We start from the raw sequence: 22,765 nt of genomic DNA on the forward strand, positions 1-22,765 counted from the left end.
AACTTTACATATGCATTCTCTATCTTTAGTTGATAATGATTAACATAAATATGAGTTTGATCAATTAATTAATAGTCTCATCATAAAAAATTTATTTTTTATGATGAGACTAAATGCAATGGCATACAATTAAATTTTGAAGCTATTTCTTTGGAATATAAGGAGTCAAATTAATTAATGTTCATCGAACGAATTAAGCTTATATAAGACACAGTTCAATCTATTTTAGAGGTATATAAGCCCGATTTTTAAATGAGAAAATACAGTTACTTATAAATTTTGTCGTAATTGTAATTCCATTCTCTTTGCCATATTTGATTTGAGCTTTGATGATCATTCGCTAAGAATTCTAAATCGAAATATTATCTAACAAGTTGCAAAATAGCTATCTGATAATTTACGATTCATATAATTTTATTCAACTAAAAGAAAACACACTCAAAATATTAAGTGATTTATTTCAAAATAAATAAAACGTTATCAAAATAAAAATAACACGATTATTGATCAATGGAGATCTTCCTTTCAAGAACTCCTGAGTGCTATAAATATTAAACTAAGCTTTAGCTATAACAAAGAATATACTAAGAAGTGAGATATATTAATCTCATACGATAAATATTTTTCTTTGCTGCATTGTTCTGAGATATAACAAATTAATTTCATTAAAACTACTCATTTCTGACATTTATCTTTTACCTAAATACACCATTCTCTCGTATCGGTTGACCTATTATAAAAGTATAATTGTTATTGATCACGGAAGAACATTTAAATTTCCTTAAAAAGGACTTTCGTTGCGACGGGATTGGGGAGAGAAAGAAGCGCGTATCCGCCTTCCGGCTATACTCGTTAAGACTTAGAAAGGGTTTTATGAGGCTTAAAATCCTGTTGAGCTGAATTGGTAGAGTATCGTGTGAATATTTACGTACCCTAATAAACAGAATCTATATAATAATGTTTTGAATCCTGGTTAATTGGTTATCATCCTTTTGTGACATATTTATATTAAATTGACATACAAACAATCATATTCTCTCCATGAGCACTCTTCTAATTAATTATAATATCCGCTGTTACCAAATTTAGGATAATTTAACGTGGTGATCCTATATAAACAGTCTTACCTGCTCGAGCTCTTTGTTCAGAGACAATAGGAGCTGATCGAGAGATTTTTTCTGTGAATCGAGTTACGTCGATTAGTTCTCTTGGAATTTCACTCAAAAATCGTGAAGGCTGATTAAATTTCTCTAACCCATGTAAATATCGACATTTAGCGTAAGTTAGAATTAATTTTTCCTTAGCACGTGTTATCCCTACATAACATAATCGTCGCTCCTCTTCTAATCCATTTTCAGTATCTACAGACATGTGGTGAGGAAACAGGTTTTCTTCTAACCCGCTAATAATAACTAACGGAAATTCTAGCCCTTTAGCAGTATGCAAAGTCATCAAATTTACACAATCACTGTGTGGTGGACTTTCTTGTTCTTCGTTAATTCCTAAAGCAACGTGGGAAAGAAAGGCATCTAATGGCGATAATAAAATAGTTTCACCAGTCATCAGTTCTGGGGTAAATTGCGAAGTGGCACTAATTAATTCTTCTAAATTTTCAATGCGGGAAAGGCCTTTCTCACTTTTATCTTTTTTGTAGAACATGAGTAATCCGCTTTTATCTAATGTTTTTTCTGTTTGTGTAGTTAACGAAAGGTTTTTTATTTCTGTACTGAGTGATTCGATTAAATTTAAAAATTGTTGTAAAGCATTGAGTGCACGTACACTCAAACCTTGCTTATTGATCAAGTGTATTGCAGCTTGCCATAAAGAGATACTTTGATCACAAGCCACAGTACGCAATGTTATCAGCGTGGAATTTCCAATACCACGCGTTGGGGTGTTGACGATACGTTCAAAAGCTGAGTCGTCGTGACGGTTGGCTAGTAAGCGTAAATAGGCAAGTGCATCTTTAATTTCTACTCGTTCGAAGAACTTTAAACCGCCATAAATTCGGTAAGGAATTTTTTGATCGATCAGTCGTTCTTCTAATAAACGGGATTGAGCATTTGAACGATAAAGAATTGCAATATCGCTGTGTTTCCGTCCCTGTCGTATCCAAGATTTAACGCATGAAATGATGTAAAAAGCCTCGTCTCGCTCATCAAAGGCTGTATATAAAGTAATTTTATCTCCAGTATTACTTTTGGTCCATAATTTTTTTCCGAGACGATTAATATTATTTTCAATAACGGCATTTGCAGCATCGAGAATGGTTTGTGTCGATCGGTAATTTTGTTCTAAACGAATTGTTTGAACATCAGTAAAATCTTGAGAAAAACGATGAATGTTTTCTATCTTTGCGCCACGCCAACCATAAATAGATTGATCGTCATCTCCCATTATCATCATTCCTGTATTTTTACCTATTAAAGCACATAACCAAGCATATTGGATAGTATTGGTATCTTGAAACTCATCTACTAATATGTGACGAAAACGTTGTTGATAGTGGTGTCGAATCGACGACGCATTGTGGAGCAATTCAAGCGAGTGTAACAATAATTCTGAGAAATCAACCAGCTTACTTCGACGACAAACGTCTTCATAGGCTTTGTACACTTTGACCAGCATTTCTATGAAATAGCTGTCATTTCTATTAATCACCTGATTAGGTCGTAGACCTTCTTCTTTTTGCTTATTAATAAAATATTGAGTTTGTTTAGGAGGCCATTGTGTTTCTTCTAAATTAAGACTTCTCTGGATGCGACGGATTAAACGATATTGATCGTCGGAATCAAGAATCTGGAAATATTGAGATAAATCGGTCTCTTTCCAATGTGCACGAAGCAAACGATGAGCTAAACTATGGAAAGTACCTACCCACATTACTGTGATAGGGACACCCAACATGGCTTCAATGCGCCCACGCATTTCATATGCCGCTTTGTTGGTAAAAGTCACTGCTAAAATGCTATCAGGAGATACACCTTTCTGCTGTATGAGCCAAACTATGCGATAAGTTAATACCCGAGTTTTTCCACTACCTGCGCCAGCTAGTACACGAACATAAGGACGTGATGAAATAACTGCTTCTTTTTGTGGTAGATTTAGTGATCTTAAAAGAGCTAAATTTTTCATACCGGCCATTGTACCTGAACTGTGCTACAGTTGACAAAAGACTTTGAGCTAGCGATGATGAATCTATGACTAAATTTATACAGAAACCACGGTTACTTAGTGGCGATACACCCACGGGGCGTCTGCATCTTGGACATTGGGTAGGTTCTATCGAAAATCGAATTTCACTTCAGAACGAATATGAATGTTATTTTTTACTCGCTAATACTCACGCATTTACCACACATGCCGAAAAATCTGAGTCGATTCACCAGAACACGTTAGATATCGCTCTTGATTATTTAGCGGCAGGGATTAATCCTGACAAAAGCACGATTTTTATCGAATCAGACATCCCAGCTATTTTTGAGTTAACGGCTTTCTTTAGTATGCTTATTCCATTTTCCCGATTAATGAGAAATCCAACTATTAAAGATGAAATTCGAGACAAAGAATTAAAAGGTAATTATCCGATAGGGTTTCTATTATATCCAGTCATGCAAGTAGCTGATATTTTATCAATACGTGCCGAAATTGTCCCTGTTGGTGAAGATCAAGTTCCCCATCTTGAATTAACTCGTGAGGTAGCTAGGCGTTTTAATCGATTGTATTGTGGAGTAGATTCGCATGTTGATGACAAAGATCATATCAAAGCTGGTGGTTTATTTCCGATACCAGAAACTAAGGTTGGACGTGTACGACGATTAGTGGGAACCGGAGGGCCTGGAAAAAATGGTCAATTATTGAAAATGAGTAAATCACTAAATAATGGAATTTTTTTAAGTGATCCACCGAATGTGGTGCAAAAAAAAATTATGAATATGTATACTGATCCAAATCGTTTACGTGTGACAGATTCAGGAACTGTCGAAAATAATCCTTTATGGATTTTTCACAATATCTTTAACCTTGATAAAAAATGGTTAGAAGAAGCGAAGCAGCTTTATCGTGAAGGGAAAATCGGGGATGTAGAATGCAAAAAGCGCTTAGTAGAGGTATTGTTGGAATTTTTAGCACCTCTTCAGAGACGTCGTGCTGAATATGAAACAGATCATATATATGTGTGTAAAATTTTGCAGAAGGGTGCAGATCGAGTTAATGCCATTGCAGACAAAACATTACGCCTTGTAAAAGAAGTAACCAACCAGAATTATTTTTAACATTTATTAAACTTCTCTATAATAAAATATGAATCAACTGCATTAAAACAAAAGACTCTTAATGTTTTCTCAAGTAAAATTAGTTAGGCACGTAATATCACCTAAACGCTGGTTTGATCAGCATTTTGATCAGCTGCAGATACTAGAAACAGATAAAGTGCTTAGAACGATTATTGAGTTTCTTTTAAACAGTCTGTAGATCCTTCCTTCCGGTAGTTTATAAATACTATATAAGGGTATGATATATAGCTCACGTCTGGTTTATGTTTTTTATATTGAAATTAAAAGTGATGTGAAAAAACTGTTTAACTTATTAATAGTGAGAAATTTCAAAAAAAAGCAATTGCATTAACAAACCAATTCAATTAGTAGATTGATCAATTGTCGATTCTGATTTTCGTACTTTCTATTATTAAAAGAAGATTTAAAGGACTATTTCAATTAGCCAGTAAAATTTTTTCGGCTAGCCTTATAATAAAAATAGCCTTATAATTGCGCAATTATACTAAATGCAACAGTATAGAGATTAAGTTGGACGTTTACGATATTAATTTCTTCAAACTCTGATTATTGCTAAAACTGAGGATTTGGTAACTTATACATTTCAATATGTTCTTATCGAATACTTATGAATTAATCTTAATTATGTGTTGAAAGTTAAACATGGTGTTTATTTAGATTATTCTAGAAATTTGGCGATAAATCTTTATCTTTTTAAAGATATTAAGGATATTTTCTTAATTAAAGAAATAGACACTTTATATGAAATAAGAACTTTCTCATAAATCAACAGTTAAATTTTTATTATCAATGTATGAGAAGCATGGAGCATCATATGCTTAACCTAAACCTTATAACTTTAGCAAGAAGATCTAAAAATAGCACCTTGATAAATCCACCTGAATCACTCGTTATCGACGGTGTTAAAAATGAAGACATTAAAACTAAGTAAATTATTTGATGATTTAAAGAAGAAATTAAAAGTGTTTTTCGAAATATCTAACTTTGTTACGTATTTTAAGAGTAAAAAGATGTGAGCAGATGAAATGAAATTTTAGAAAATTATTAACAAAATCATCCAAACTTATCAGAATTCTAAAGATAGTAGATTTAAACAACTTTATAGAAAGAGTTTAGGAGTTTTCAAAGATTTATTAAATGAAAAGAAAGAAAAATATGGGTTCATAAAATAAAAGTCTGTTTAGTTAATGAGGGTAGCAAGAGAAAATTGATTGCTGAATTTGCAATAATGATTTAAAAATCGCATTATCTTTTGAAAAAAGAAGGTAGACGTTGAAATAATTGCCTAAATAAAATAATAATCATTTTATATATCCATTTTACTCGAATTAGGACATTTCAATTAATATTTATTTTATTATATAGGCATTTATTAAACGAAGAGCTTGTTGACCATCAATTAAATCTTATACAGTAAGCTTCCATTAGTGAAATTAAAAAATTTCTTTAGCTCTTGCGCAATTTTTTTGATTGCAATGCTAATATTCTGTATTGTATAGAGGGGATTATCAATGCACTAACTTTTGAAAATAATTGTTTTAATATGATACTGATGCTGATAAAGCTACGTGTAATTAATAATATTAATAACGATAATGATCTGATTTAAATGGTCCTTTGTGATCTACACCAATATAGGCAGCTTGTTTTTTTGTCAATTTCGTTAATGTAGCACCTACTTTTTGTAAATGGAGACGTGCTACTTCTTCATCTAAGTGTTTGGGTAATACATATAAGCCGATCGGATATTTTTCTGGATGTTGCCATAATTCCATCTGAGCCAATACCTGATTAGTGAAAGAGGTTGACATAACAAAGCTAGAATGACCCATAGCACAACCTAAATTAACTAAACGACCCCTTGCTAAGACTGTCAGTTGTTTTCCATTAGGGAAAATAACTTGATCAACTTGAGGCTTAACAGTAATCCACTTATACTCTTTTAGAGAGTCTATATCAATTTCCTTATCAAAATGGCCAATATTGCAGACAATAGCTTGGTTTTTCATTTGAATCATGTGATTATGTGTAATAACATCTGTATTACCAGTCGCAGTAATAAAAATATCAGCAATTGAAGCGATTTCTTCTATGGTTACAATCTGATATCCCTCCATAGAGGCCTGCAAAGCGCAAATAGGATCGATTTCAGTAATATATACAGTAGCACCATATGCGCGCAGGGACTGCGCACAACCTTTACCTACATCTCCATATCCGCATACGACGACACGTTTTCCTGCAATCATGACATTAGTTGCTCGTTTAATAGAGTCGATAAGTGATTCGCGACAACCATAGAGATTATCAAATTTTGATTTAGTTACAGAGTCGTTCACGTTAATCGCAGGAAATTTCAAGATTCCCTCCTTGAGCATTCTATAAAGTCGACGAACTCCTGTGGTTGTTTCTTCAGACACGCCACGAATACGTTGGCATAATTCTGGATGCTGCTCTAGAACATAAGTAGTTAAGTCTCCACCATCGTCTAATAGCATATTAGGCTGCCATTCGTTAATCCCTTTTAATGTGGAAGCAATGCATTCCCAATATTCTTCATCAGTTTCTCCTTTCCAAGCAAAAACAGGGATACCTTTTTCTGCAATGGCTGCAGCTGCATGATCTTGAGTCGAAAAAATATTACACGAAGACCATCGAACTTCAGCACCAAGCTCAATTAAAGTTTCAATCAAAACAGCTGTTTGAATAGTCATATGAATACACCCAGCAATACGGGCACCTTTTAATGGCTGACTCTTTTTATGTTGTTGACGCAAAGCCATCAATCCAGGCATTTCTGTTTCGGCAATTTCGATTTCCTTTCGACCCCAATCTGCCATTGTACTGTCAGCAATTCGAAAATCTTGAATCATTTTCATTCTTAAATACTCGCTATTTTAAAATGAGTTATGTGGTTGATTAAAAGTAAGCCCTGCAGCCTTCTCGAAGTGCTTCAGCTTTATCAGTCCGCTCCCAAGTAAATTCTGGCTCTTCTCGACCAAAATGACCATATGTAGCAGTGGATTTGTAAATAGGTCGTAGCAATTTGAGTTCTTCGATAATTCGTCCAGGGCGAAGATCAAAAAATTCTATAATTAATTGTCGAATGCGCGTTTCGTCAATCTTCGCGGTTCCAAAGGTTTCAATACTAATTGAAGTAGGTTCAGCAATACCTATTGCGTAAGAAACTTGAACTTCACAACGATCTGCTAGTCCTGCAGCTACTATGTTTTTAGCAACGTAACGAGCTGCATAAGCAGCCGAACGATCTACTTTCGAAGGATCTTTCCCTGAAAAACAACCTCCTCCATGACGAGCCATTCCTCCATAAGTATCAACAATGATTTTTCGCCCTGTTAATCCACAATCACTAACAGGTCCACCAATAACAAAACGTCCGGCAGGGTTTACTAAAAATCGGGTTTTCTTGCTAATCCAGGCTCGAGGAATAACAGGCTTAATAATTTCCTCAATTACAGCTTCTCGTAAATCTTTTTGCGGAATATCCGAGCTATGTTGTGTAGAAAGCACGACGCAATCCACTGATACAGGGATTCCGTTTTCATAACGGAAAGTAACTTGTGATTTAGCATCTGGACGTAACCAGGAAAGAGCACCTTCTTTGCGTAACTCTGCTTGTCGATGAACTAGGCGGTGAGCATAGGTAATTGGGGCTGGCATAAGTACATCAGTTTCCATCGAAGCATATCCAAACATTAAACCCTGATCTCCCGCCCCTAATTCTCGATCTTCACGTCCATCAACCCCCATCAAGATATCGGGCGATTGTTTTCCAATAGCCGAAAGTACTGCACAAGTTTCTCCATCAAAACCAATATGAGGATCATTGTAGCCGATCTGTAAAACTGTATTACGAGTGATTTGTTCTATGTCAGCCCAAGCACTAGTAGTTATTTCTCCTGCGATGAAAACCATGCCAGATTTTACAATAGCTTCACAAGCCACGCGAGAATGGGGATCTTGACCAATGAGGGCATCTAAAACAGCATCAGAAATTTGGTCAGCTATTTTGTCGGGATGACCTTCTGAAACAGATTCTGAAGTGAACAAAGTTGTACGCATCACACTAAAATCCCTGGGTTTAAACCTAAGTAATCATGGTAATAAAATTTTAAGAAAATTGCACTGATTTTATATGAGGCATTTCTGGTTAACAATGATAAATGTAGGATAGGAAAACGAATGCCTTAATGGAGCGGTAAAAAATGACTATTCAAGAAATCCGGAGATTGGGCACTGATTAGCTTCTCACAGTCATTTACATTGCAAAAAACTCCAGAAAGGCCATGATATCTCACTTACTCTTAGATTTATTTGCTACTAGATAAAATCTTCTCCTAAAATACTCGTTGGCTCAATTAAACTTGAGTAGCTCTTGATTCTAAGGGGAGCTGATAAATTTACTCTTAGTATAGTGAATTTAGTGAATCGATTTTTGAATATGAGACTTTGTGCAGGGTTTAGCGATTGCTTTACTTGTTCGTATTTATTTAGAGAGCATAAGTACCGGTTGAATTGATGATAATGAGGTTGTGTAATCGATAGAACAAAATCACATTCATAAGACATTCAAATCATAGAAAATTTATGCATGATTTTAACAATTGTAGTAATGATTTGTCTTTAACTAATTATTCCAATTTTCGATTAATAGAAACTCGCTTAATTATTCTTTACTCTTTTAATATGAATGATATAAAATATGAATTCTAAATTGAAAAATAAAAGTGAGTCTTTATGTGTGTTTAACACATATCTCTGATTGTTTATATGGAAAAGAGCAAAAAAAATTAAGATCGGTTATAGTTATTTTAATACGTTTTGCTGTTTAAGACATTTACTTGGACGTAGTTTTAACGGTCGAAATATCTACAAAGACATTACTAAAGCTTACCTATTTAGTAGATGGTGTGTATTAATAATTCCTTATTTAATTTTAAGTAGGGAAAGGAAAAGCTGGATTTTTTCTTTTAATGAAGACAAAAAGGATCTACAATAAGCTAATGCAATAGTTGTAAAAACATAGGAGGAAAAATGCGACGATTAATTATTACTCTGGGGATTTCCTTCTGCTTGTCTGTATTAGGGTTAGGTATAACTTATGCAGCAGCTCCACAGCAACAATCTTTTGGAAATCCAAAAAATAGCAATTTTATTGATCTCTACCAATCACCTGGGCTGAAATCAACTGTATTACAGAAAATTATATCCCCTGAGTCGTTAATACCTATTTATCATAAAAATGGTTGGATTAAAGTAGGTAATCTTCATAACGGGCAAGTAGGATGGGTAAATCGTGAACAATATCATAAAGCAATCGAAACCTATTACCAACCTGATATTCAGAAGGTGTTTATTTGTATCAAGCATAATGGAAAAGAAGAAAAGCCACTTATAAACGTGGTAGCCTACAAAAATGGAAAAAGATTATCAGATAAAGAAGCTGAACAATTATGTCAGGATATCGAAAAACAACAAGCGCAGACATCTCGTTACATGCAACAAGCTTTTCGGCGTATGAATCACCTAATGGTGGATTTGATGGTGGAGCAAATGCATGAAATGAATCAGTTGATGGAATCTTTTAAGTAAGGAGAATTTGGCTTAAACTTTTGATTATCGTGGATCCTTTACGAACTTTGAAGAGTAACAAAAAGTGAAGGTAAGACACGACTTAGATTTTGTCTTTTGCTAATCCAAATTTTAATTTCTGAGCATATCATAGGAGTTTTAGAAGTTCTAATCACTTTCTTTTAGGTACTGTATTGTTTGAACGTTCGTAAATACAGTTCCTAAAGATCTAGCTGCGCGCAGATCTTCTTGATGGATTCAGCACTGGATACCATTAAAAAATTTTTTTATCATCTATTTTGATATAGTTATCGAGATAATAGCGTATTGAGGAAAAATTGTTACTAGCCATCCTTGCCATTAAATTGATATTATTTCTTCTTATTTCTTCACTATAAAAATTGATCCGAGATATGGGATAAAGGCTCTTTTTGATAACACCTGATATGGTCTTCGATAAACTTCCACCGGGATTAAAAATTCTCACTTGCTATAAATTTCAAAAAAGAGGATTTCACTAATACACTAAAATCGGACGATCGAACAATAGAAACTTATGTCTTGAGGTTGTGGTTTCTATGATTATAGAGACAGAATATATCCTATATTAGTGTTCTTGATGAATAATCGTAAATAAACTTACGGTATTATGTACATTTAAGTATCTTAATTGGATCATTATGCTACGCACTTATAAGATTTTAATAGGATGGTATAATACCAGAATAAATAAGAAATCTTTAATAAAGAAAATCTTTTATGTTTGATCTAAAAAACCTTAGTGATATCGTTAGTCATTTCTTAGAATCAATACCGCCTGGCATTAAAAACTTGCCTAAAGATTTAGGAAAAAATTTTAAAAGCCTTTTGCATCAATCAGTTAATAAACTTAATTTGGTGACTCGAGAAGAATTCGATATTCAAATTAAAGTATTAGCTCGAACCAGAGCAAAATTACAGGCACTTGAGGAAAAACTGAACGAGCTTGAAAGACATCAAAGATAGCAAGTTCATGTTTCTTGTTATTTTTAACATACAGTATCCTTACAGTAACTGTTTGAAGTCCGCTTATCTAATTAGCACAGCCCCCAATTAGTATGCGTCGAATTACTGAAACAACTTTTTTTTAAAATCTGCCTAAATTTACATAATTTGCATTTAAAGAAAGTCAACTTTATTATATTATTTCTTAGTATCTCTTCTTAGTGTCTCAATGAAAAGATCCTTTACTCCAATTCTTTCTCTCTCTTCGGGAAAAATAAAAGCCTCTTTCCATTGTTTCTTAAAAAAGGGAATTGGATCATCCACCGGTGATAATAAAATTATTAATAATTTTATTATCACCATCTAATAAATTGATTTTACGTAAGGAAAAAAGTGGAGAGTATGTCTGGAGAACAATTAATCCACTACAACCTTAGAAATTAATAACTTATGTCTGGAATAGTAAGAATATTAACAAATTCCTAGGGTATCTAACTGATTATGAGTAAGCAGAAGCCAAGGCTGAGAATAGCCCATTGCCAATAGGAAGCCGAAGTTTGGGTAATAAAGAAGCTTATGAAAGCGTTTAGAATAAACGCAAATCCTGCTCCGAAAAGAAAACTGTGCTTTTGTTTTTTGTGAAGTGGTGATAGTTCTTTATGTTTCAGACGTTGGCGGAAATTAATTTCATCTAAAATATTGTAAAACAGCAGTGGAAGTTTTGCTAAGGCTTCAGTACTGCCTGGGAGTTCTTTAACAATCGTTTCAATTAGATGCGTTGGCCCTTTTTGCTTGCGTATCCATCGTTCAATGAAGGGTTTTGCTGTTTGCCAAAGGTCTAAGTCAGGATAAAGCTGGCGGCCGAGACTTTCAACGCTAAAGAGGGTTTTTTGTAAGAGAAGTAATTGAGGTTGAATTTCCATATTAAATTGATCAGCAGTTTGAAATAAACGTAGTAATAATCTACCAAAGGAAATATCTTTCAAAGGTCTCTCAAAAATGGGCTCACAAACCGTACGGATGGCCGACTCAAATTGATCAACTCGTGAGTCAGCGGAAATCCAACCAGATTTAATGTGTAAATCAGCTACTTTTCGATAATCTCGATTGAAAAAAGCTAGTAGATTTTCAGCAATATAATACTGATCTTGAAGAGCGAGAGAGCCCATAATTCCAAAATCCACGCTGAGATATTTAGGATTTTCAGGATCATTAACATCAATAAATAAATTGCCGGGATGCATGTCTGCATGAAAAAAACTATCGCGTAATACTTGAGTGAAAAAGATTTCCACACCGTATTCCGCCAATTTTTTAAAATTAGTGTTTATCGCTTTTAATTTAGTAACATTAGAAATATGAATTCCACGGATTCGTTCCATTACCATTACATTATGATGGACATAATCCCAATAAATTTTAGGAACATACATTTTTTCAGAATTTAAAAAATTTCGGCGTAATTGAGATGCATTAGCTGCTTCATGAATTAGATCCAATTCGTGATAAATGGTTTGCTCAAATTCAGCGACGATTTCTACCAATTTTAATCGCTTGCCGTACTTCCATAATTTACGAACCATTTTAGCTCCGAGATACATTAATGCGATATCGCGTCGAATAATTTGTGTAATATTTGGTCGGAGTACTTTAACAATAACTTCGTTTCCATCACGTAGCGTGGCTGCATGTACTTGAGCAATTGAAGCAGAAGCTAAGGGATTTTCATCAAAACTAGTAAATATATTATTAATTGACTTACCGCAAACAGCTTCTATTAACGATTTTGCTATTTTTCCAGGAAAAGGTGGGACTCTGTCTTGCAATTTTTCTAATTCATTAGTAATATCATCAGGTAAAAGGTCTTGCCTAGTAGAGAGAAGCTGACCAAATTTGACAAAGATAGGACCAAGTTCTTCCAGTATAATACGCAAAGATTCTCCTCGGGGCTTTTCTTTTTTGGTAAAGCTCCAAGGATTAAGATAGCTCAAGGTTCGCAGCCAAGGAGAAAGTTCTCCAATAACAGGGCGGGTAAGACCATAACGGATGAGGATAAAATTAATTTGAATGAATCGAACTAATTGAAGAAGCCGTTTCATGCTGTTGGTCCCTTTTCTTTTTGGTCAACAAGCTCAGAACTTGTGATTCTGCGCGATCGACGCTGTATCGCAAATCAGTAATAGATCGAGTAAGTGATTCGACTTCTTCTGAAGACGGTGTAACTTGAGATTCATTTTGTAAATAGTCCTGTATATTCATTCTGAGAGTTTTAAGAATGAACTTTCCAAAGTTTGCAATACGTCTAATGTGAATTCCAACTTGATGAGCTAGAATATCGCCAGTAATTTTAGATAAATGTTCTTCCCAATCGATTTCGACGTTAATCAAAATTTTCAGAATTTGTTCGCCAACATGGGTATCTCCATTAATTTCCACTCGATTTTTAAATAATGTGGCACTTGAATCCTTCTTCGCACAGCAGATTTTAAAGAGATTCAGTAAGGTCCCATAAATAATAATGTCAGCCTCTTTGTTACTAGAGGCTGTTAATTGTAACCCTTTTTTAGTAAGCAAAATAAAAAATTCTGTATTCCAATCAGTGATTCGAATTTTAATGATTTTATTTTTTAAATGGGATAGTTGTTGAACACTATCGGAATCTAATTTCAAATAAGCATTTATCATTTTTTCTAATCTAGCAAGCACTAACGTGAACATTAAAATTTATAGCCTCTATGAACAGCGACAATACCACCACTTAAATTATGATAATTACAGTCTTCCCAACCTGCTTCAATCATCATTTTAATAAGTGTTTTTTGATCGGGGTGTACACGAATTGATTCCACTAAGTAGCGGTAACTTGCTTCATCATGAGCAACTTTTTTTCCTAACCAAGGCAATAATTTGAAAGAATAGAAATCATAAAGGCTTTGTAAGGGGTAATGAGGCTTTGAAAATTCTAAGATAGTAACTAGACCACCTGGCTTTAGAACTTGATACATAGAGCGAAGTGCTGCAATTTTATCAGTAACATTACGCAAGCCAAATCCAATGACTATCCGATCGAAAAAATTATCCGGAAATGGAAGTGCTTCTGCATTGACTTGAATAAATTGAATGTTGTAGAAAATGCCTTGATTCAAAAGTCGGTTTTTTGCTATTTTCAGCATAGCGCTATTAATATCTGCCAGCACTATGATTCCGTTGTCTTCAATTAGAGAACTAATTCGTTGAGTTAGATCACCAGTTCCTCCTGCAAGATCAAGAATCTGATGACCAGGACGTAATTGACAAAGTTTAATTGCAAAATCTTTCCAAAATCGGTGAATACCAAATGACATAAGGTCATTCATTAAATCGTACTTGCTTGCAACCGATGTAAAGATATTTTTAACTTTGCTTGTCTTTTGATCTATGGGGATAGTCTGATAGCCAAAATGTGTGGTTTTTTCAATTTTACTCATGAACTAATCATAGCTTGCTGGTAGAAGTACGACAAGCTAACTTAAGTAAGTCAGGTATTTAAGGCTAATCTAACTTATTTTCCACAGGTAGAGTGACATCAGTTAAGTACAGAGCTCGGTTTCTTCATAAAATATTTTCTTTATTAAAATATAGATCGAGAAAATAAAATTCTCTACCTCACTTCTGAAAATTACAGCGCTTGAATGAATATTATTAAAGAAATGAGAGTCTTGAGATCATAACTGTTTTATAATTGCTTTATTCATTTGTAGGTGTTCAGAGAATAAGTAAGAAATTTAACCTTATCATTACTTAAAAAATGATATAAACTTACCGCAATAAATTAATAAATGTTATTATCGCATTTTTCACCGTATTTTCCAGAAAGATTTAGGTATGACATACTTGAAATTGATTATTAGCTGAGGAAAATACGGTGAAAAATGCGAACTTCTTTCTAAGCTATTAAAAAATAAAGTTTCAGTCACATCGACTTTATTAGGTAGTTATAGCAATTCCATTAGGAAATAATTCTATTAAATCCCACTTTAAGCGAGTAATTTTTATTAAAGAAAATACATAGCTGTTGTATTGCTGAAGAAGTTGCAGAAATTGGTATCGTCACATCTCATCCCAACAATAATCATTGTATGCCCCAAATTAAATTTTCAAGTGTAATTGTATAGAAATTTTAAATATCTCAAGAAAATTGTTTGAGATGAGTCTGGCTAATTTCTTCCGGACAAAGGCAGTAATCCAAAATTAATAGGATTGCAGTCTCAGTCAAGAAGTAATGTTGCTCTAAAGAAAATAGGGAATTTGATTAACGGATTTCTCACACATTAGTAAAAATTTAGAATAACTATGCATATCAATTGAATACCATTTAATTTAATAAGTAAATGTCTTTAAATTCTCTCTTAAAATTGCTTTATTTTTATTTTTGATATACTCAAGTCAAATAACTGAGTGTTTTGATTCGGCTTTATTTTTTAATCAGATTCTTAGCTTCGTTGCAAAAAATAGAGGGATTTTTTACTCTGATAGTCATCTTATCCTATTTTTCTCTACAAAAAAAATTCTTAAAAATTTGGTTAGAAAAACTGAAATATTTGAGAAGTACGTTTTTTAAAGAATATAACGACTTAAATCTTCGTCTTCCGCTAATTTCTCCAGTTGCTTATCAACATAATTAGTATCGATAGTAATTGATTCGCCTTGTTTGTCTGTTGCTTCAAAAGAAATTTCTTCTAATAATCGTTCCATAACGGTATGTAATCGGCGGGCTCCAATATTTTCAGAACGATTATTCACTTGATACGCGATTTCGGCGAGGCGTTTGATCCCATCCTGAGTAAAAGATAGTCCAAAGTTCTCAGTTTTCATCAATTCAATATATTGTTCGGTCAGCGAAGCTTTGGGCTCTATTAAGATACGAATAAAATCGTCAGTCGTCAGTGCTTTTAATTCAACTCGAATGGGAAAACGACCTTGTAATTCAGGAATTAAGTCAGAAGGCTTTGTAATATGAAAAGCACCAGAGGCAATAAATAAAATATGGTCGGTTTTTACCATGCCGTATTTAGTAAAAACAGTGCTGCCTTCCACCAGTGGTAATAAATCACGCTGCACACCTTCACGTGAGACATCAGCACCTAAAGCAGTACCCTCGCGTTTTACAATTTTGTCAATTTCATCCAAGAAGACAATACCATTTTGTTCTACGCTTGAAACAGCATTTGATTTAATTTCATCTTCATTGATTAGTTTTGTTGCTTCTTCTTCAATTAAAATACGTTTAGCATCTTTTACTTTTAAGCGTCTGGACTTAGTACGTCGACTAGATATACTCGACATAATCCCTTTTAGTTGGCTAATCATTTCTTCCATGCCAGGAGGCCCCATAATTTCAAAAGAGGGATGAACACTGACTTCAATTTCGATTTCTTTATTATCCAATTTCCCTTCACGTAATTTTTTACGAAATAAATTTCTTGTCGCAGACTCTTTTTTTTCGGTCGGCTTTGTTTCTTTCAGTCGTGCTGCTTCTTCAATCGTAGATTCATCTTGAAAAGCACTCCTAATAGGTGGGATTAAAGCATCTAATATGCGTTCTTCAGCAGCCTCTTCTGTCAAACTTTTTACTTGTTTGATAGCTTTTTCACGAATCATTTTAACAGCGGCTTCAACTAAGTCGCGGATAATTGATTCAACGTCCCGACCTACATAACCCACTTCAGTAAATTTAGTGGCTTCAACCTTAATAAAGGGTGCCCCAGCTAAATTAGATAAGCGACGAGCAATTTCCGTTTTGCCTACACCAGTTGGGCCAATCATTAAGATATTTTTTGGAGAAATTTCCTGTCGTAATACTTCTGGTAATTGCATCCGACGCCAACGATTACGCAAAGCAATAGCGACAGCCCGTTTTGCGTCGTCTTGTCCGATAATAAATTTATCCAGTTCCGCAACAATTTCTCGTGGAGTCATAGTCATTTGAAGTTCAGGATTATTCAGAGTTAACGAAGAAGAGGTGATATCCATCATAGTCTTATCCACTTAAATAAAAGTTAGGTTTCGCTATCGAGTTCTTTGATTGTGAAATGAAGATTTGTATAAACACAAATCTCGGCAGCAATAGTAAGTGCTTTTTCAACAATTTCCCGAGCGCTTAAGTCTGTATTATCCAATAAAGATTTTGCTGCAGCTTGAGCATAAAGTCCACCTGATCCAATAGCCATTAAGCTTTTTTCAGGCTCGATAACATCTCCAAGACCTGTAATAATGAGTGACTTCTTTGCATCAGCTACAGTCAATAATGCTTCTAAGCGGCGCAGTATTCGATCTGTCCGCCAGTCTTTAGCTAGTTCAACGGCAGCACGGGTCAAGTTACCTGAATAATGTTCCAATTTTTCTTCAAATCGTTCAAATAGAGTAAAAGCATCTGCTGTACCCCCAGCAAACCCAGAAATTACCTTATCTTTATAAAGGTGTCTGACCTTACGCGCATTGGCCTTCAAAATAGTTCCGTTCATTGACACTTGACCATCACCTCCTATGACGACTTTGCCGTTTCTTCTTACAGAAACTATTGTGGTACCACAGAATTGTTTCACTATCTTTCTCCACTAATTAAATTCTCACAATAGGAGAAGTAATACCACATAGATATTGGGTTATAAAAGCTAGTTTTCAAGCGTCCGAGGAATTGCTTTTAGAAAATAAACATTTTTAATTGATTGTCTCTGAAGATTAATTTGAGCTTGTGTTCAGTTTCTTGGGACGATTATATACCACAAATGATTCTTCTTTTTATTTAATCGATTCCATATTTGGAATTATTATCTCTTTATTACAGCAAGTATGAATGAAGGCAGAAAAATTTGCTGAGATATGATTGAACTATTCAGGTTGTTGATTTTTTTTTAAATGAGACATTTAGAAAATGAAATAAGCAGCGGGAAGGGTGCCTAAGCTACAAAAGATGTTTGAGACACAGCACAGTATAATGGTACTGTCACTTCCATTTTAGGAAGAAGAGTATAAAACTTAAATTGAGATTCCGATTTAATAGATGTCGTCAGTGGTGGTGGTTTTACGGGAGCGATTGAAATGGTGCTTATTGTCGTCTTCCCAGTGACCTTTTTTTCATGTTTCTCATGACAGCGACAAACAAAAAAGAGAAAAGTAATTATAACAGCAATGATGCTAATGGCAAAAAGTGCAGCAATTATGATTTTGAATCCCGAACAACGTTGGGAATTAGGAAATTTTTTGGCATAATCTCGACTCATTTTTGCGATAACACAGAGAAAGCAGGTATTTCATTGATTAATAACTGACCTCATTATAAATTAGTTTGAAATTAACATTGAGATAATCTAAAATCAATTGCTTATTGGTTGATCAATTTAGTGGGTTCACTGGTCTTTTTTGTTTCTTAATCTAGCATCAAATGTCAAATCTTGATCCCCAATTTTCACTTTTTCTTTTGATAAAGAAATTGAGTTATGCTTTTAGCTGTGTTAGGAGTATTCTTATTTTTGTTTAGCTTGTTTCATTTACCATCCTGTAAAGTAAATCCATTACCTTATCTAGTACTAAAAATTTAATTGATTTAAAGAAAAAAACACCATGTCTTAGTGCGCACAGGATATGAGAATAAATTGACATAAGAATTTATTATCCACTACAGCTCCTTGAAAGTAGTAATACTTATTTGAATGAGCAATAATTTAATATTGTAAAATAAGTTAATATTTTACTAGTGTAATATTAAAAAGATTATTTTGTCTTTTCTAGGCACGAGCGATAATGATGAGGTTGTTCGGGTGTTGATTATTGTTTTCTGGATTTGCGAGATTTCATGTCATCTGCATAAGTTGCTCAAGATTGAGATAACAAGTGAGTTTATTAGCGTTCTAAAAAACGCTGTCTTAAAGTTAATTTATTGTTGCTTGTTTAGTAAAATTAATTTGATCAGCATGAAGAGGCCTTCTCGCTATCATTTTTAAAATAGATCAATATGAAGAGATAAAAAAATTAAATTTGGGTTCCTTAAAAATATATTTCCTTTCTGTCCCCTTGCTCTTTTTATTTTTCTTAATAAAGTAGGTACGTACAGTACACTATTGAGCATTTGCTACTCGAGCTATAAGTTTGCAGTGATGCGTTATTCTTTTAGCAACAGGCTCACAGAGTTACTTTGAATAAGTGTATCAAAAGTAAACTAATCGCACTTAAATTTAATACTCTCAAAACTAGTATAATTTGTGCGTGGTGGTATCCATCCTAGATAAGCTTAAAAATTTGAATAATTGTTTATTGATCTAAAAGCCTATGGCTAAGAAGTTATAAAAGTAGAAATAGTAATAACAAACGTTGGAATAAAAACATTAATTGATTGCTTTAGTTATTTTACGCATCTTTTCTCCTACATTTTCTCGGGTGCGGATACACCTAACAAAGTTAAACCATTGACAATGAGTTGACGTACAGCAGCAATTATATTTAATCGCGCATTGCGTAATTTATCATCATGTTTAATGAGTAATTGTTCTACATTATAATAAGCATGAAATTGGTTGGCAAGGTTTTGTAGATAATGAGCAAGTAGATGAGGAGCCTGTTGGATAGCAGCAGTATTTATAATTTCGTTATAACGCGATAAAGTGCTTAATAACTTTTTTTCATAAGGACTCGATAATAAGGCTAAATTAGCCATTCCTTCTGTAGAGTTCCATTTTTTTTGGGCTGCATTTAACTGACGGAAAACACTGCAAATTCGTGCATGAGCGTATTGAATATAATAAACAGGATTTCTATTCGATTGGGATTTTGCTAGCTCGAGATCAAATTCCAAATGTTGATCAGGCTTACGCATAATATAAAAAAACCGCGCCACATCATTGCCGACTTCATTTCGAAGTTCTCGTAGAGTGACAAAAGTACCGCTGCGAGTCGACATAGATATTTTTTTATCGCCTCGATAGAGAATAGCGAATTGCACTAGTAAAGTTCGTAATTTAGAAGGAGATTTTCCTAAAGCACGTAAAAAGGCGCGCAGACGAGGAATGTATCCATGATGATCTGCTCCAAAGATATCAATAATGAAATCATATTCTTGATTGAACTTATAGAGATGGTAAGCAATATCAGCCGCAAAATAAGTCGGTATACCATTATTGCGAATTAACACTCGATCTTTTTCGTCACCTAAAGCAGTAGCTTGGAACCATTGTGCACCATTTTTTTTGTACACATAACCTTTTTGACTTAAAAGCTCTAGTATTTCTTTAATTAAATCTTTTTTTATGAGTCGACTTTCGAGAAACCATTCATCATAAACAACACCAAATTCTTCTAAATCACTTTTAATATCCCCTAAAATATTATTGAGTGCCGCATCAAAGATAATAGTGAAATCTTCTCCAAGTAAGTCCTTTTGGATCTTCACCCATGCATCCAGGTAATTTTCAGAATCAGTTTTAGTATTAATGATAGACAGTTCACGAATCTGCTCTCGTGAATAAAGAAAGCGATCACCGTATTTATCTTTCAGCTCACAGGCAATATTTACGATATACTGGCCTTGATAGGCGTTTTTAGGCAGAGTAAAGGTCTCTTCATATTGCTGTAAATATCGAATCCAAACACTTAAAGCCAGGATTTCCATTTGTCTACCAGCATCATTAATATAGTATTCTCGGTGTACTTTATAACCGACTTTTTTTAGTAAGTTAGCTACACAGGCACCATAAGCAGCACTTCGGCCGTGTCCGACATGTAAAGGGCCTGTTGGATTAGCAGAAACATATTCTATATGAACTGGCTTTCCTTGGCCAACCTGGCTTTCTCCATAGCGACATCCCAATTTTAAAATAGCGGAAATAATTTGCTGATAACTAATTTCCGCGACATAGAAATTAATAAAACCCGGATCAGCAATTTCCACTTTGACGATGTTCGAAAAAGATGGTAGAGCGTTGACAATCTTTTTAGCGAGAATACTTGGGCTAATTCCTGTAATTTTTGCCATCACTAAGGCTAAATTGGTTGTAAAATCACCATGTTTTGGATTTTGACTATACATAACCTTGAGTATGGGAGAGACATTGGGGTCTAATATCCCTTCTGCTTTTAACTTTGCAATAGCTTGATTCAATGATGTTTCGAGATTTTTCTTCATAAGTTTTTAAGTTTATCATGTTGGGTATGGAATAAAATCAAAATAACAAATCACGATAATAAATTACATGAGTTCTTTAGAAGCCTTATAATTTCGAGTCTTTCAATGCTGTTAAATAGGCAGATACAATTGTTACATGACGCTATCTAACTTAAACTTATTTAAATAAATGATATTATCTAGGCAATATTCTCTTCATAAAGAGAAAATGAAGCTTTTCATAAACGATTCAGTTTATTTTGTGTTTGAATTTTGTTAACCGGAATTAATGGTTAAATATTAACGCTGTATCGTATGCACATTTCCTTTTAAGGCAGATTTCATATCCTTTTTCTTGAGATTATAATTTTTTTATTTTAATTTCGACTGGTCTGTTGATCACTTCGTCCAGTTCCATTGAAAACTTTAGAAGAGCGGTAGAGCGTTTCAGTATAGAGTACTTATGTGAATTTAATTTTTAATTGCACTCAAATACTTAGGAATCAGTACCGATCCTTCATAATTTTCGAATGTCAGTCATCTGCATGAAATTGCAGTAAAGTTTATCACAACCGTTTCTGAAAAAACATTGGCTAGTGAATTTAGATTCTATTTCCTTAATACAATCTTTGATAGAGTTATGAATATTTGTATTTGAGATGATGGTTGAGAAATTTCAGAAAAAAATTAGAGCAAGTATTTGAACTATTTTGCCGTGGTGGTATTCCCCACTGTTCACGCGACATTGAAGAAGATGGAGAAAAGTTTGTCCGCTTGCGTATTGATGGTTACTTGTAAAATTAATTAGTAACCATAAGGATAGTATTTTAATCAAGATCCCTCTTACGAAGGGCTATTAAAGGCTGTATGCGACAATAGAGTGAGTTGCTCCTTATTGGTAATCAATATGTATGAAATTCTATCTCTTAATGTTGAATCTATTGGTACTTTCTGAATGTCTTATCTAGTAGCTTCAGTCCACATTGCGTTTGCATATACTCTATTTTAGGAGGAAGAATTGGAGTGTTCCAGAGAAATGAATAACTAAAAAACAATTACCAACTGGTAAAACCTACTTAATTCTATAGTGGGCAAAGTTCTTAGACTATTTGAGAACTCTTAATTAGAGACGAACGTTCCTTTGTTACCATAATGAAGAGGATCAACCGGCTCTCAAGATTTCGCCGGTGATGGCATTACGGATTTCGGTAGGTTGTTTAGAAGATTCAAAAGTACCACCCTTAAGAATGATATCAATTTTGTTACCGAAAATCATTCTCAGGATTTTTATGTCCTTTATGGGAGGCTGTCCTTCTAAGTTGGCGCTGGTTGAAATAATAGGTCCTCCAAAATGACGACAGAGCAAGCGAGCTAACGGATGATTGGTAACACGAATGGCAATAGTAGTGTGATCCCCCCGCACCCAATAAGGTACTTTGGCTGTAGCAGGAAAAAGCCACGTAACAGGTTTTTCGAGCCATGTGGTGAAAACTCGAGATAGTATTTTAAGATCCAGTGGTTTAATGAGAGCTTCTACTTGCTTCCATTCCGAAGCGATCAAAATAAAACCTTTTTTAATTGAACGATTCTTGAGAGAGAGTATTTGAGTAACAGAATATGGATTAAAGGGGTCACATCCAAGACCATAAACAGTTTCAGCAGGATAAGCAATCACTCTTCCATGTCTTAAAAATTTAATAGCCTCGTTAATAGATCGTGTGTAATCATCTATATTTGAAAAAAATGGCCTGAAGTTTTT

The 22,765-nt window shown here is 34.1% G+C and carries 14 protein-coding genes; 3 read left to right on the forward strand and 11 right to left on the reverse strand.

Going from position 1 to position 22,765, the window contains the following annotated elements; all coding sequences use genetic code 11:
* Window positions 1-1,095: 1,095 nt before the first annotated feature.
* Window positions 1,096-3,144: a DNA helicase II gene (gene uvrD / locus ONG85_RS01320; protein ID WP_264435789.1), complete on the reverse strand. Its 2,049-nt coding sequence runs from the start codon at window positions 3,142-3,144 to the stop codon at window positions 1,096-1,098.
* 56 nt (window positions 3,145-3,200) lie between these two features.
* Here uvrD and trpS point away from each other — a divergent pair, with 56 nt between their 5' ends.
* Window positions 3,201-4,274, forward strand: coding sequence for a tryptophan--tRNA ligase (gene trpS, locus ONG85_RS01325; protein WP_264435790.1), 1,074 nt, complete (start codon window positions 3,201-3,203; stop codon window positions 4,272-4,274).
* Window positions 4,275-5,878: 1,604 nt separating this feature from the next.
* Here trpS and ahcY read toward each other — a convergent pair.
* Together ahcY and metK are read right to left on the reverse strand one after the other, a co-directional pair.
* Entirely contained in the window at window positions 5,879-7,174 is a 1,296-nt protein-coding gene (ahcY, locus tag ONG85_RS01330; protein WP_264435791.1) for an adenosylhomocysteinase, read from the reverse strand.
* A 40-nt stretch (window positions 7,175-7,214) separates the two neighbouring features.
* On the reverse strand, window positions 7,215-8,381 hold the full coding sequence (gene metK, locus ONG85_RS01335; protein ID WP_264435792.1) for a methionine adenosyltransferase: 1,167 nt from the start codon (window positions 8,379-8,381) through the stop codon (window positions 7,215-7,217).
* Between the two features lie 969 nt (window positions 8,382-9,350).
* On the opposite strand from metK, the gene ONG85_RS01340 reads away from it, so the two are divergent.
* Together ONG85_RS01340 and ONG85_RS01345 are read left to right on the forward strand one after the other, a co-directional pair.
* Entirely contained in the window at window positions 9,351-9,908 is a 558-nt protein-coding gene (locus ONG85_RS01340) for an SH3 domain-containing protein (protein ID WP_264435793.1), read from the forward strand.
* A gap of 738 nt (window positions 9,909-10,646) precedes the next feature.
* Window positions 10,647-10,892: an accessory factor UbiK family protein gene (locus tag ONG85_RS01345; protein WP_264435794.1), complete on the forward strand. Its 246-nt coding sequence runs from the start codon at window positions 10,647-10,649 to the stop codon at window positions 10,890-10,892.
* 470 nt (window positions 10,893-11,362) lie between these two features.
* Here the strand turns inward: ONG85_RS01345 and ubiB are convergent, their stop codons facing one another.
* The 8 genes from ubiB to ONG85_RS01385 all read right to left on the reverse strand — a co-directional run bounded on the left by ubiB (window position 11,363) and on the right by ONG85_RS01385 (window position 22,738).
* Window positions 11,363-12,970, reverse strand: a complete 1,608-nt coding sequence (ubiB, locus tag ONG85_RS01350) for a ubiquinone biosynthesis regulatory protein kinase UbiB (protein WP_264435795.1) — start codon at window positions 12,968-12,970, stop codon at window positions 11,363-11,365.
* Complete coding sequence (locus ONG85_RS01355) at window positions 12,930-13,556, reverse strand: ubiquinone biosynthesis accessory factor UbiJ (RefSeq protein WP_264435796.1); 627 nt, start codon at window positions 13,554-13,556, stop codon at window positions 12,930-12,932. Before ONG85_RS01355 ends, ubiB begins: the two co-directional genes overlap by 41 nt.
* A gap of 32 nt (window positions 13,557-13,588) precedes the next feature.
* Window positions 13,589-14,338 carry a bifunctional demethylmenaquinone methyltransferase/2-methoxy-6-polyprenyl-1,4-benzoquinol methylase UbiE gene (gene ubiE / locus ONG85_RS01360; protein ID WP_264435797.1) on the reverse strand — a complete coding sequence of 250 codons (750 nt, stop codon included), beginning with the start codon at window positions 14,336-14,338 and terminating at the stop codon, window positions 13,589-13,591.
* Between the two features lie 1,129 nt (window positions 14,339-15,467).
* Complete coding sequence (gene hslU, locus ONG85_RS01365; RefSeq protein WP_264435867.1) at window positions 15,468-16,835, reverse strand: ATP-dependent protease ATPase subunit HslU; 1,368 nt, start codon at window positions 16,833-16,835, stop codon at window positions 15,468-15,470.
* A 74-nt stretch (window positions 16,836-16,909) separates the two neighbouring features.
* Window positions 16,910-17,455, reverse strand: coding sequence for an ATP-dependent protease subunit HslV (gene hslV, locus ONG85_RS01370; protein WP_264435798.1), 546 nt, complete (start codon window positions 17,453-17,455; stop codon window positions 16,910-16,912).
* A gap of 354 nt (window positions 17,456-17,809) precedes the next feature.
* Entirely contained in the window at window positions 17,810-18,133 is a 324-nt protein-coding gene (locus ONG85_RS01375) for a hypothetical protein (RefSeq protein WP_264435799.1), read from the reverse strand.
* A 1,139-nt stretch (window positions 18,134-19,272) separates the two neighbouring features.
* A complete protein-coding gene (gene argS, locus ONG85_RS01380; RefSeq protein WP_264435800.1) occupies window positions 19,273-21,027 on the reverse strand; it encodes an arginine--tRNA ligase in 1,755 nt (584 codons plus the stop codon).
* A 1,141-nt stretch (window positions 21,028-22,168) separates the two neighbouring features.
* Window positions 22,169-22,738, reverse strand: coding sequence for an L-threonylcarbamoyladenylate synthase (locus tag ONG85_RS01385; RefSeq protein WP_264435868.1), 570 nt, complete (start codon window positions 22,736-22,738; stop codon window positions 22,169-22,171).
* Window positions 22,739-22,765 lie beyond the last annotated feature (27 nt).

This window comes from Coxiella endosymbiont of Dermacentor marginatus, from assembly GCF_907164955.1.
In the GTDB taxonomy this organism is placed as follows: Bacteria; Pseudomonadota; Gammaproteobacteria; order Coxiellales; family Coxiellaceae; genus Coxiella.